At 68.4% G+C, this 12,393-nt stretch carries 8 protein-coding genes and 1 pseudogene; 2 read left to right on the forward strand and 7 right to left on the reverse strand.

Going from position 1 to position 12,393, the window contains the following annotated elements:
• Nucleotides 1–206 precede the first annotated feature (206 nt).
• A pseudogene (locus A3IC_RS65420) lies at nucleotides 207–509 on the forward strand (transposase); the annotation flags it as partial.
• On the opposite strand, the gene A3IC_RS0130085 reads toward A3IC_RS65420, so the two are convergent.
• Nucleotides 506–1,087: a TetR/AcrR family transcriptional regulator gene (locus A3IC_RS0130085; protein ID WP_020553791.1), complete on the reverse strand. Its 582-nt coding sequence runs from the start codon at nucleotides 1,085–1,087 to the stop codon at nucleotides 506–508. The pseudogene A3IC_RS65420 and the gene A3IC_RS0130085 overlap by 4 nt on opposite strands.
• An 82-nt stretch (nucleotides 1,088–1,169) precedes the next feature.
• Between A3IC_RS0130085 and A3IC_RS0130090 the strand changes: the two genes are divergently transcribed.
• Nucleotides 1,170–2,090: an NADP-dependent oxidoreductase gene (locus tag A3IC_RS0130090; protein ID WP_026218905.1), complete on the forward strand. Its 921-nt coding sequence runs from the start codon at nucleotides 1,170–1,172 to the stop codon at nucleotides 2,088–2,090.
• Between the two features lie 544 nt (nucleotides 2,091–2,634).
• Here the strand turns inward: A3IC_RS0130090 and A3IC_RS0130100 are convergent.
• Genes A3IC_RS0130100 through A3IC_RS0130125 form a run of 6 tightly spaced genes read right to left on the reverse strand, consistent with a single transcriptional unit; the run spans nucleotide 2,635 to nucleotide 12,393 of the window.
• Nucleotides 2,635–4,365, reverse strand: a complete 1,731-nt coding sequence (locus A3IC_RS0130100; protein ID WP_020553794.1) for an amidase — start codon at nucleotides 4,363–4,365, stop codon at nucleotides 2,635–2,637.
• Nucleotides 4,362–5,255 (reverse strand): agmatine deiminase family protein, encoded by an 894-nt coding sequence (locus tag A3IC_RS57350; protein WP_079026775.1) that lies wholly within the window; start codon nucleotides 5,253–5,255, stop codon nucleotides 4,362–4,364. Before A3IC_RS57350 ends, A3IC_RS0130100 begins: the two co-directional genes overlap by 4 nt.
• Nucleotides 5,230–8,256, reverse strand: a complete 3,027-nt coding sequence (locus A3IC_RS0130110; protein WP_211232317.1) for an aminotransferase — start codon at nucleotides 8,254–8,256, stop codon at nucleotides 5,230–5,232. The genes A3IC_RS57350 and A3IC_RS0130110 overlap by 26 nt, the downstream gene beginning before the upstream one ends.
• Complete coding sequence (locus A3IC_RS0130115; protein WP_020553797.1) at nucleotides 8,253–9,305, reverse strand: dipeptidase; 1,053 nt, start codon at nucleotides 9,303–9,305, stop codon at nucleotides 8,253–8,255. Before A3IC_RS0130115 ends, A3IC_RS0130110 begins: the two co-directional genes overlap by 4 nt.
• A gap of 29 nt (nucleotides 9,306–9,334) precedes the next feature.
• Entirely contained in the window at nucleotides 9,335–10,732 is a 1,398-nt protein-coding gene (locus A3IC_RS0130120; protein ID WP_020553798.1) for a serine hydrolase domain-containing protein, read from the reverse strand.
• A gap of 53 nt (nucleotides 10,733–10,785) precedes the next feature.
• Nucleotides 10,786–12,393, reverse strand: coding sequence for an N-acyl-D-amino-acid deacylase family protein (locus A3IC_RS0130125; RefSeq protein ID WP_020553799.1), 1,608 nt, complete (start codon nucleotides 12,391–12,393; stop codon nucleotides 10,786–10,788).

Consider the following 12,393-nt stretch of genomic DNA (forward strand, 5'->3'; position numbering starts at 1 on the left):
GAGCCCGGAGGAGCCCGGTTGATTGTCGAGTGGACCGAGACCATCCGGTCGATTCCCACAACCGGACTGCGCAGCCGCGCTCAGGAGGGCACCCGCCGACCTCAGCATCGCGGACCGGCCGACTCCGTAGTCGGAATCACGGAGTTGTCGGCGAGGCCGCCGTCGAACTCGCCGGGGCGATCCGCTCAGGCGAGTTTTGGGGCATCTACGCCCCCCACAAGACCCCCGCGATCAAGGCATGGCTCGCGCGGCACCCACGCTTCCACGTCCATTTCACGCCCACCGGCTCCAGTTGGCTCAACCAGGTCGAACGATGGTTCGGGCATCTGACCGACAAGCTGATCCGCAGAGGCACCCACAGGTCGGTCCAGGCCCTCGAAGTCGACATCCGTGAGTGGATCCGGACCTGAAACGAGGACCCGAGGCCGTTCGTCTGGAGCAAGTCCGCCGACGAGATCCTCAATTCCCTAGCAAAATATATCGCTGGAATTTCTGGCGCATCACACTAGCGCACGGCTCCGGCCGCGCGTACTTCCGCGCGTACTTCGGCGAGTGCTTGCCGTGCCAGCGGGCCGAAGCCCTTGCTGTTGTTGGTGTCGATCCACTGGTCGTAGGCGACCTCCCAGACGAGCGTGCCCAGTTTCGCGGCCACGCGCGCGGTCAGGTTCGGGACTCCGCGGCGGTTGAGGGCCTCGATCATCGAGGCGGTGAGGTCGATCCTTTTCAGGGCTTCGCGTTCACGCAGTTCCGTATTGGCGTTCAGCACGGCCTGGCGTCGGCCGCTGAACTCGCGGCGGTCGTCGGCGAAGAACGTTCGGCCGAGCGCATCGAGAGCGTTCGCCACCGCGTCGAGCGGCCCGGCTGCCGGCGGCGCCGAGGCGATCCCTTCGACGAGCAGATCGGTCACCGTGCCCGTGCCGAAGAGCACCTCGCGCTTGTCCGGGAAGTACCGGAAGAACGTGCTCTTGGTGAGTCCTGCGCGCTCCGCGATCTCGATCACGGTCGTGTTCTCGTAGCCGTGCTCCTCGAAGAGGTCGAGTGCGGCGGCGGCGAGTCGTCCTGGTGCGTCGGGTTGCCAGCGAGCCATGGGAGCAGTGTACGGGACTTCGTCCCATCACTGGTGTACGGTCATAAGACAAAGTCCCATCACTGGCCGGGAGAGGTCACCGATGAGTAAAGCTGTCCGTTACCGGCGATTCGGCGGTCCCGAAGTGCTCGAACTGCAGGAGATACCCGAGCCGCACGCCGCACCGGACGAGATTCGCGTCCGGGTCACGGCTGCCGGGCTGAATCCGATGGATTGGCAAATCACCACACAGCCCGACATGGCGGCGCGGTTCGGCATTACGTTGCCCGCCGGGTTCGGCAGCGATTTCGCGGGAGTGGTGGACGAGGTGGGCGCCGAAGCCACGGGATTCGCGACTGGCGACCGGGTGTACGGGGCTGCGATCGGCCGGTCCGTCGCCGATTTCGTGCTGGTCAAGACACCCGCGGCACACCTGTGGCCCACTCCGGAGGGCATCGGCGACGAGGTGGCGGGCACGCTTCCGGTGTCCGGCCTGACGGCCTCCGCCGCGCTCGCCGCGATTGGGCTCCGCACCGGGGACACCGTCCTGATTGGTGGGGCGGCGGGTGGCGTGGGCATTTTTGCCGTGCAGTTGGCGAAGCTTGCGGGTGCCCGGGTGCTCGGCACCGCCTCCGAGCGCACGTTCGGATTCCTGCGCGGGCTCGGCGCCGAACCCGTGGCGTACGGCCCCGGCCTGGCGGACCGGGTGCGGGCCCTGGCGCCCGAGGGGATCACCGCCGCGATCGACCTGTTCGGAAGGGAGGCGGCCGAGACCGCGCTCAAGCTCGGCGTGGCACCCGAGCGGATCTCCGTCGTAGCCGACGGCCCCGCCCCGCCGCCCGGTGTGCGCAAGACCGGCGCCCTCGATGCGGGTCCGGGCGCCCTGGAACGGATCGCCGACGCGATTCATTCCGGCGAGATCACGGTTCCGATCGCGGCGACCTTCCCGGTTGAGCAGATTCGCGAAGCCGTGACGACGCAGGCCGAGAGGCACGTCCACGGCAAAATCGTGATCGCACTGTGAGCCGGCACAAGGCGGACTCAGTGACCAGGATCAACCTCCGCGTTTCGGTTCGCTTCGGCTGATCTGGGTGATCCCTGCGTCGTAGGGTCGCGGGGCTGCTGTCGGACCCTGGGGATACCGGGTGCCGGCGCGATTAGCCGGGTGCGCCTGTCGCCGGGCGACCGCGCTGCGGGGGTGGCCCGGGCCGCCCGCAGCGCGGTCAGGGCGTTGGTGTCGATGGCCGCCAGGACCGCCGGGCGGTCGGGGCGCAGACGACCGGGCCGAACACGTTGCGTTGGTCGCGCGGCTCGGTGAGCTTTCAAGCCCAAGGGTTCCCTGGCCGCTACCGTCTCGAGTTGGCTGCGTCGATCCGCCTCGGTGGCCGAGGTCGGTGCGGATGCCGCGGCCGCGGCGGCAGCGACGCTCACTCCCGGTGACACGGACCCCGATTCAACGGACCGGACCGGGACCTCGGGGGCGATCGCCACACTGGTGGTACCGGCCGACGTCTGATGGACTCTACGAAACTCGGGTCAGCTCGGAGACACAGGGTCGGGATGCGGGCTCAGCCTCGGTCAAGCGGGGGCGTGCGCGGCGGCGATGTGCGCCTTTCCCCCGTCGCCTCGAACGCGGCGGCGATCGCGAGGAGCCTGGTGTCGTCGTAGGCTCGTCCGGCGAACGTGAGCCCGACCGGCATTCCGATGTCGTGCATCGTCCCCATGGGTACGGTGATCGTGGGGATGCCGAGGTGGCGTGGGACGAGGTTGCCGTTGGCCACCCATACCCCGTTCAGCCAGCCCAGATCGGCCGATGCCGGGTTGACGTCCATGTTCGCGAGGCCGACATCCGCGACAGCCGGGAACACGACCCCGTCGAGTTCCCGCTCGTCCATCCACTCTTCGAGGTCGATGCGCCTGGTTTCCTCCAGCCCCCGCAGACCCGCTTCCAGTTCGGGAATGTCCGTCAACGCGGCGTACGCGTGCTCGCGCACCCGCTGGGGATATTCGGCGATGTCGTCATCGAAGCCGGTGTAGCGGTCCGGCAGGGCGCCGACCGGGTGGGGAAAGATCGTCGCGCCGTCGACGCCTGCGAGGGTCGACAGTGCAGGATCGCCATTGGCCCGGAGGAAGTCTTCCCATGCCCACGCCGAGAGATCGACGATCTCCCGGATGAGGAACGCAGGACCGACGAGTCCTCGGGTCTTCACCGTGGGAGCGCCGGGCCGGTCGCCTTCGTAGTTCGAGACGACCGGGAAATCGACCTCGAGCACGTCTGCTCCGGCCGCTTCAAGATCGCGGCGTGCTGCATTCCACAGCTCGACAACCGACGCGCGGGTATGGATGCGCTGCCCCGTGGGACCTCCGATTCCTCCCTCGGGGTTCGTGCCGGCCCCGGGGTCGGCATTGATGTACATCGCCGGGACGCCGAGGCGGATTCCGGAAAGCGTGCGGTTCGCGGCCACCGCATCCGCGGGCGCGAGAGACGGATAGGCCTTCGGGCGCACATCGGAAGCGGCGGGAAGGGATATCCAGGGCTGGGCTCGCCAGAAGTCGCCGCGACTGTCCTCGTCGTCGCCGACGACCACATCCAGCACTTCGAGCATGTCGGCCATGGTGCGCGTGTGCGGGACCACGACATCCATCGTGGGCACGAGCGGCCAGTTGCCGCGTACCGAGATCACACCGCGAGACGGCGTGTACGCGCACAACGCGTTGTTCGAAGCGGGAGCCCGGCCCGACGACCATGTCTCTTCGGCCAGGCCGAATGCCGCGAACGAGGCGGCCGTGGCGGTCCCCGACCCGTTGGACGACCCCGAGCCGAATCCGCTCGTCAACCAGTCGGCGTTGTAGGGACTTTCTGCGCGGCCGTAAACACCTCGCTGCATGCCGCCGTTGGCCATCGGTGGCATATTCGTCAGGCCGAGACAGATGGCTCCGCCGGCTCGCAGCCGTTCGATCGTGTACGCGTCGCGTTGCGCGACAAGGTCGGCGAAGGCCGGGCTGCCGCACGCTGCGGTCAGACCGCGGACGAGGAAGCTGTCCTTCGCCGTGTAGGGAATTCCGTCCAGCGGCCCCCGGACTTCACGTCGCGCCCGGCGCTCGTCGGACGCGTGGGCTTCGTCGAGGGCTTCGGGATTGATGACGACCATGGCGTTGAGAGCCGTTGCGCTCTCCGGCCGGTCGTACGCCGCGATGCGTGCGAGGTACGCGTTCACGAGGTCCACGGACCGCGCGGCACCGGATTCGAGGGCGTGGCGTAGCTCTGCGATGGATGCCTCGTAGACCTCGAATGTCATCGGGCGACCTCCTCCGGGGTGAGAGCGGGCTGCTGCTGGGTGATGCAGTGAATACCCCCGCCGCGGGCGAAGATCGCCCGGGAATCGACGGTGACGGCACGCCGTCCGGGATAGGCCGATTCGAGGGTGTCACGAGCGGCGCGGTCCGCTCGGTCGTCTCCGAATCCGCACGAAATGATTCCTCCGTTGACTACGAGGTGGTTGACGTAGGAGTAGTCCACGAAACCGTCCTTGTCGCGGATGGCCGTGGGCGCAGGGAGTTCGATGAGCTGGAACCGGCGGCCGGCGGCGTCCGTCTCGTCCGAGAGCCGAGCGCGCAAGTCGCGGGTCACGGCGAAGTCGGGGTGATCGGGATCGGTCTGCGTGTGCAGCAGCAGCACCCCGGGGGAGGGGATCGTCGCGACCATGTCGACGTGGCCCTTCGTTCCGAACAGCTCGTAGTCGCGCGTCAGCCCCCGGGCCGGCCATACGACCTTGGTCGCACCGAGCGTGCGCATGAGCTCCGCCTCGACGTGGTCTTGGCGCGCGAACGGGTTGCGTCGGGGATCGAGCTGGACCGTCTTCGTCGCCGGCACCGTGCCCTCGCCGTCGACGTGGATGCCGCCGCCCTCGTTCACCAGCAGGGATCGCACAGCTTCGGCGCCGACCAGATCGGTCACCCGGCGGGCGATGTCGGCGGACCGGCGCCACTCGGACCACTCCGGGTCGCCCCAGCCGTTGAAGATCCAGTCGACAGCGCCGAGGACGCCCGGCTGTTCGTCGTCGACGACGAACGTCGGGCCGAAGTCCCGCATCCAGAACTCGTCGAGAGGAGCCTCGACGAGGTCGATGTGTCCGCCCAGCATGCGTGCCTCGGACGTGTCGTCACCATCCCTCGGTGAGGACGCGATCGAGAGCGGCGACCGCGTAGTCGGCGCTCTCGGCCGTGATGCACAGGGGCGGTTTGACCTTCAGAACGTTCGATCGTTCGGACGTGGTGAGGACGATCACGCCGAGTTCCCTCAGGCGTTCGCAGATCGCTGCGGCTTCCTGCGCCGCCGGTTCGAGGGTGTCGCGGTCGCGGACCAGTTCCACGCCGAGATAAAGGCCTTCGCCGTGGATCGGCCCGATGATCCCGTGCCGTTCCGCGAGCGCCTGGAAACCGGCCGCAAGGCGACGACCGATCTCCTGCGCGTTCCGTTGAGTGCCCTCGGCCTCCATGGCGTCGAGCACCGCGAGCCCGACGCGGCAGGAGAGCGGATTTCCGCCTGTCGAGGAGAAGAACTGCCCCTGGGAGGTGAGGGCGTCGGCCACGGCCCGCGAGGTGATGACTCCCCCGATGGGGAAACCGTTGCCCATCGGCTTCGCGATGGCGATGAGATCCGGTATGACTGCGGACCGCTCGAATCCCCAGAAGCCCGACCCCGTGCGCCCGAAGCCGACCTGGACCTCATCGGCGATGCACAAGCCGCCCGCCGCGCGTACCCGCGCGTAGACATCGGCGAGATATCCCTCCGGCAGCAGGACTCCGCCGGCGTTGCCGAGCACCGATTCGCAGATGAATCCGGCCACCGGGCGGCCACGGTGTGCGAGCCGGTCCAGATCGGCTCCGAGATCCGCGGCGTAGCGAGCGCCGACCGACCGGTCCTCCGCCGCGCCCCGGTATGTACCGCGGAAGCGGTTGGGAACGTCCGCGACGTGAATCCACTCGGGACGTGTATCGAGAGCGTACGGGTTGTCGTACGCGCTGGTGGTGACCGCGTCACTGGCCATTGTCCACCCGTGATAAGCCTCCCGGAGTGCGACGACGGTCTTGCGGCCGGTCGTCGCTTGCACGAGCCGCAGGGCGAGATCGACAGCCTCGGATCCGGAGTTCACGAGCACGACGGTGTCGAGCGGCGAATCCGGAGGAAGCAGCGCGAGAAGTCGCTCACTGTATTCGGCCAGCTCGCGGTAGAGAAAGCGCGAGTTCGTGTTGAGGATGCGAATCTGCCGGTCGACGGCGTCGGCGATACCCGGGTGCCCGTGCCCGAGGCCGGCCACGTTGTTGACGAGATCGACGTAGGCGCGGCCCGTGGTGTCGACGAGGTGGTGACGCCAACCGCGTTGGATCTGCATCGGATGCTCGTAGTAGCGCTCCTGAGCGCCGGCGAGGATCTGCTCGCGGCGTCGCTGTTCGTCGGCCGACTCGTCCCGCTCGGCCTGCAAGGGGAGGCCGAGCAGACCGGCCGGGTCGCGGGCGAGAGCCGACCATGCCGGTACCCGCTCCGGCGTGACCAGTCCCGAACGCCCGGTGTCCGGTTCCTTGACTGCGTCGACGGGCGGCGACGCGCCTTCGACCGCGTCAGCGCGAATGAGGGTGACGCACAGGCAGCGGGATTCCGACGCGGAGGGGAGCACGCCCAGGCGCGTTCCCGGCGAAAGCACACTGTTCACTTCGACATCGACGGAAAAACCGTCGATGTCGAGATACCAACCGTCGCCGAGGCGGAGCCTGACGCCGTGCTCGCCCGTGGCGAACACGGTGGCTTCGACGGGAGTCGTCACTACGAGCCGGGGCCCTGGGGCAACATGCAGTTCCGTGCCGATGGGCCAGGTCGCCGCGGCGTCCGGGAAGTCGATCGTCGTGCGCGTGAGGCGGTAGACGCCGAAGGGAAGCACCGCGACCGCGGCGCCACCGGCGAAGGCTCGCGCCACGAGGCCGTCCTCCGCGTCGGCGTCAAGCCACCGCCCGGCATCCAGCCACGGGCTCTCCACACCGGCGTCCACCACGACAACGTCGCCGGCGATCTCGGGCAGCAGCGAACGGACAGGCAAGGACTGGGCGCGTTTCGCGTGAGGCTCCGGGGCATCCGAGCCGAGGCGATCCGGCACCGCGAGAGGGTCGGCGGAGCGAAGACGCCCGGTCATGTGCTCGACGGCCTCGGCAAGCGGCAGAGACGTCGCCGCATCGAAGATCGCCTGCTCGACGCGGATTCGGTCGCGTGCGTACGCGTTGTTGCCGTCGATCTCCAGTTGCCGCCATCCGCCGGCGACGAGGATGGCGCCGCGCAGGACGATGAGCGGCCACAGGGCTCGCGCCTCGGCGTCCGACAGCGGCGCACGGGAATGGAACGCCTCGACCGCGTCGAACACGCGCAGCGGACGCTCCGGTTCGTGATGCAGCAGCGACGACGCCGTGATCGCGAGCTCTGCGACGCGCCAGCCATAGGCGAGGTCACCGAGATCGAGCACGACGCGGGGGTGCAGACGGCCGTCCTCCCCGCGTATCCCCATGACATTGTCGTCGGTGAGATCACCGTGGATCGCTTGGACCGGTAGGCCGCTCGCGACTTCGTCAAGGACGGATCGGGCCTCGTCGGCAGCGGCGGTCACGCGATGACGGAGCGCGCGATCGCGGATCGCGGGCGCACACCTCCCGACTTCCTGATGCGCGACCGCCATGACCCACATGTGCTCGCGGTCGAGTCCCGGATGCGCGAGAGTTGCGAGCGCGTTCACGGACGAGGCCGCGAGAGCGCCGAACTCCCGCAGCACCACGGGGGCGAAGTAACCTGCGTCGAGCATCGGTTCGCCGTCTGCGAACTCACTGCGCCGAACGGCATACCCGCCGCCACTGCGCTGTGTCAGCTCCCCGTTCGAACCGGCCAGGACAAAAGGAACGGGGATACCCGCGGCGCGATAGGCGTCCAGCGCGGCGTGCTGGGCATCACGGGCGTCGTCCCCGAAGGCCGGGTTGTCGATCCGCAGCACGCTGCGCGTTCCGTCGGGTTCCCACAGGAGGAAATTGCGGTCCTGGTTGCTGCCCAGCTCGCGCGCCACCGCCTCAATGCCGTAGCAGTCCCGCGCGATGGTCTCCGCGTCCGTCTCGGAGACGGCCAGCCGCACCGATGCGCTGTGTCTGTCGTTCACGCGGTCCACGTCCCGCTGCCGTCGGAGGTGCCCTGGAGGAAGGAGAGGTGATCCGCGTCGGAGACCTCCAGCACGCGCAGGATGTTGCCGTGGCCGAGGCGCTCGAGGTCGGGTTCGCTCCAGCCGCGGCGGCGAAGCTCGTGCAGCAGCTCCTGGTAGCGCGAGACGTCTTCAAGACCTGCCGGCATCCGGTCGGTTCCGTCGTAGTCGGCACCGATGCCCACCGCATGGACGCCCGCGACCTCGCGCACGTGCTCAATGTGATCGGCTACATCGGCGACGCCCACCGGGGGCATCTCCCCCTGCTCACCGGCACGCTCCCATGCGTAGCATTCGGCGGTGAGGAACGACGGGACGAAGGCGACCATGACGACCCCCTCAGCGGCGCCGACGGCGGCCAGAACATCGTCGGGGACATTACGGGGGTGGTCGCAGATCCGGCGGGCGCCCGAGTGGCTCACGATCATGGGCCGCGTGCTCACGGCCAGCGTGTCACGCATCGTCGCGGGGGAGACGTGGGCGAGATCCACCAGGACGCCGATCCGGTTCATCTCCCTGACGACATCCCGGCCGAAGTCGGTGAGGCCCCCGTGCCGTGCGTCGTCCGTCGCCGAGTCCGCCCAGTGCGTGGTCCGTGACCAGGTGAGGGTGAGATAGCGCGCTCCGAGCCGGGCGTACTGACGCAGCACGGCGAGCGAGCCACCCAGTTGCGCCCCGCCTTCGACCCCGATCAGGGAGGCGATTCGTCCCTCGTCGAAGGCAGCGCGTACATCCGCCGCTGTCCGGGCGAACCGTAGCCGAGTGGGGTAGGAGTCGACGAGACGGTGGACAAAGTCGATCTGTTCGAGCGTCGCCGTCACCTGATCCGCGCCCACGAGTTCCGGATCGACCCATACCGACCAGAACTGTCCGCCGACGCCGCCGGCCGTCAGCCGTGGGAGATCGGTGTGCAGCCCCGGCACGTGCTCGTTGAGTCCTGCCGAGGCGTAACCGTGGCGTGCGCGACGCGCCCACGCGAGGTCATTGTGCCCGTCGATGACCAGAATCATCCGAGGCGCACCTTTCTCTGGTTCTGACGTCACGGCGTGAACGTCCGGTACAGCGGATACCCCGACAGCGTCGCCCGGGTCGCCTTGCCGTCGAGGACGACGTCGAAGGCCAGCCGCTCCGGTGAACGCTCGTCCTCACCGATGCGGAAGCTGCCGTCGGGCAGCGGAACCAGCGGCTCGCCGAGGTCGCTCGCGAAGTCGCCCTGCCAGACCCAGAGACGGCCTCCGCTGCACTGCACCCGGATGTTGGAAAGCCACGGGTTGTAGCCGCGGTAATGGCCGACGATGGGCTTCCATTCCGCAGGCGGCTCCTCGATGACGCTGGGCTCCCGCGGCGCTTCCTCCATCGCGGACTCGGGCAGCACGAGCGCGGGCGACGGGCGACCGGACAGCGCGGCGTCGACCCAATCGATCGCGAAGTGGGCGACGTCCGACCACGCTCCGCTGCCGTTCGCGAGGACGACGGCGCCGAGACCCCGTTCGCGGTCGCAGACGAGAGCGGCGTTGTAGCCGACCATTCCTCCGGTGTGCGCGACGTACTCGCGGCCCGCACGCTTGTACACATACATGCCGAGCCCGTAGGTGTAGGGCGGTTCCTCGGCCTCGACGCAGTCGGTGATCATCTCGTGCAGGCTGTCGGTCCGCAGAAGGCGGACGCCGCCCGGGCCGCTGCCGTCCCCCAGTAGGAGTCGTATCCACGCGGTCATCTCCGAGGGCGTGGAGGCGATGCTGCCGTCGGCGGTGGCCGTCTCGAGCCAGTTCGCCGGTGCCAGTCCATCAGCGCGACGAGGCGCCCGGTCGTCGTAGAAGGGACCGTAGCCGACGGCGAGACGGCGGCGTGTGTCGTGCGTGATCGCCGCGTCCGATCCCGTCATTCCGAGCGGATCGAGCAGGCGCTCGGCGAGTACTTGCTCGTAGGGCCGGCGGTGGACCGCCTGCAGAACGAGACCGAGCGCCTTGTAACCCGTGTTGGAGTAGTAGTGCCAGGTACCGGGTGGGGTCGTCGCTTCCGTGTCGCGGAGCGCCCAGACCTCGAATGCGGACTCGCCCGTGTACTCCGCGCCGCCGACGATACCCGCTGTGTGGTTCAGCAGATGCCGGACGGTGATCGGCGCGAACCTCGACTTCACCGTGAACCAGGGCAGGTAGCGGGTCACCGGTGCGTCCAGGTCGAGCAGCCCGCTGTCACGTGCCTGAAGGATCAGTGCCGCCGTGAAACCCTTGGAGATCGAACCGATCTCGAAGAGCGTGTCGTCACGCACGGGGCTCCCGGCGGCGAGGTCGGCGAATCCGGCGGACGTCTGTGCGAGAACCCCGTGCCGGTCCGTGATCGCCAGGGAGAGACCAGCCGCCCACGAGGTGTCCTCCAGCACCCCGCGAACGGCCTTGGTGAAGTCGGGAGCAAGGGTGATCTTGCTGATCGCCATGTGTTCTTCTCCGTGAAGTGATGATGAATGCTGCGGGGGCGTCCTCGGGTGCGTCAGCGCACGCCGCGCCGCAGCGCCCGACCCGCGAGTGCGCCCGTGGGGTTCCCGTCACGCAGTGCGAAGCGGCCGTTGACGAGCACGTGGCGCATTCCTGTGGCGTAGCGGTGGGGTTCGGAGTACGTCGCGTGATCCTGGACCGCGTCCGGATCGAAGATCGCGAGGTCGGCCCACTCGCCGGCCTCGACCCTCCCTCGTCCGACGAGTCCGAGCGTGTCCGCCGGCAGGCTCGTCATGCGACGCACGGCCTCCTCCAGCGTCAGCAGGCCGTCACGCACGTATGGACCGAGGACGCGCGCGAAGGAGCCGTAGGCTCGCGGGTGTGTCGGGGAGTCCGAAAACGGCGGCTCCGTCGAGGCCGCTTCGGCGTCGGAGCACACACTCACCCACGACTGTTCCAGACCGAGGCGGATGTTCTCCTCCGACATGCAGAAGTAGAGGGCCTCCGTGTGCGGGTCCTCGGCCACGAGATCCAGGAGCGCTTCGAGGGGATCGTCGTAGCCACGGAGGGCACTGAACTGCGCCAACGTCTTTCCGGCAGCCTCGGCGTTCGAGCCGCGTCCGCCTTGGAGCAGGACACCCTCGGCGCCGCCCGCATCGAGATAGATGTTCTCCCACGTTCCGCCCGGCACCTGAATGTCCGCGATGATCCGCGCCCTGACAACCGGGTCGGCGACACGTTTCACCAGGGCTTTCTCTCCGCCGTCGAAGTACCACGGTGGAATGGACGCGGCCAGGCTGGTACCGCCTGCCTCGTAGGGATAGAGATCAGCGCTGATCTCTATCCCTTCCTCACGCGCGTCCGCGATCAGGCGGATCGCTTCGGCCATCCGGTGCCAGTTGTCACGGCCGGAGGCTTTGAGGTGCCACACATGTACCCGGCCGGCGGACATCCGGGCGATGTCGATCACCTCACGGACGGACTTCTCCAGATGCGCGGCCTCGTCCCTGATGTGTGAGATGTAGAGAGCGCCGTGCGCGCTCGCCACCCCCGCGTACGCCGCCAGCTCCTCGGTGGAGGCATAGATGCCGGGGGCGTACAGGAGTGACGAGCCGACGCCGAGTGCGCCGGCGGCGAGCTCCTCGTCGAGGATGCCGCAGACCGATCGGAGTTCGTCGTCGGTGAGTTGCCGTTCGTCCGCGCCGGCGCGGATCGCACGGAGATTGTGGGCGCCGACGAAACTCGCGACGTTCGGTCCGACGCCGTTGGCCTCGAGGCTCTCGAGGAAGTCGTTCAACCGCGGAAAGGCTGTGCGGACTCCGTCTTCCCGGGGCGTGAGATCGACGATTTCGACGGCGCGGTCGATGACCGGGCCGAGCGAGTATCCCTCTCCGAATACTTCTGTGGTGACGCCCTGATACAGATCCGACAATCCACGGGCATCCTGCTGCAGCGACTCGTACGCGTGGCTCAGGATGTTGATGAACCCCGGAGCGACCACGAGCCCGGTCGCGTCGAGCTCGAATCGCCCGTCCGGCTCGATGTCCCCGACGTGAACGATTCGACCGCGCGAAACGGCGATGTCGGCGGTCTTCCGCGGCGTTCCGGTCCCGTCGACGACGGTACCGCCGCGGATGATGAGGTCGTTCGTCACCTCGGACAT

The organism is Embleya scabrispora DSM 41855 (genome assembly GCF_000372745.1).
GTDB classification, from domain to species: domain Bacteria; phylum Actinomycetota; class Actinomycetes; order Streptomycetales; family Streptomycetaceae; genus Embleya; species Embleya scabrispora.

What these genes read in the sequence shown, in the direction of transcription:
- A3IC_RS0130085 (WP_020553791.1), bottom strand. Translation starts at nt 1,087, where the DNA reads ATGGCTCGCTGGCAACCCGACGCACCAGGACGACTCGCCGCCGCCGCA.
- A3IC_RS0130090 (WP_026218905.1), top strand. Translation starts at nt 1,170, where the DNA reads ATGAGTAAAGCTGTCCGTTACCGGCGATTCGGCGGTCCCGAAGTGCTC.
- A3IC_RS0130100 (WP_020553794.1), bottom strand. Translation starts at nt 4,365, where the DNA reads ATGACATTCGAGGTCTACGAGGCATCCATCGCAGAGCTACGCCACGCC.
- A3IC_RS0130115 (WP_020553797.1), bottom strand. Translation starts at nt 9,305, where the DNA reads ATGATTCTGGTCATCGACGGGCACAATGACCTCGCGTGGGCGCGTCGC.
- A3IC_RS0130120 (WP_020553798.1), bottom strand. Translation starts at nt 10,732, where the DNA reads ATGGCGATCAGCAAGATCACCCTTGCTCCCGACTTCACCAAGGCCGTT.
- A3IC_RS0130125 (WP_020553799.1), bottom strand. Translation starts at nt 12,393, where the DNA reads ATGTCCGAGGTGACGAACGACCTCATCATCCGCGGCGGTACCGTCGTC.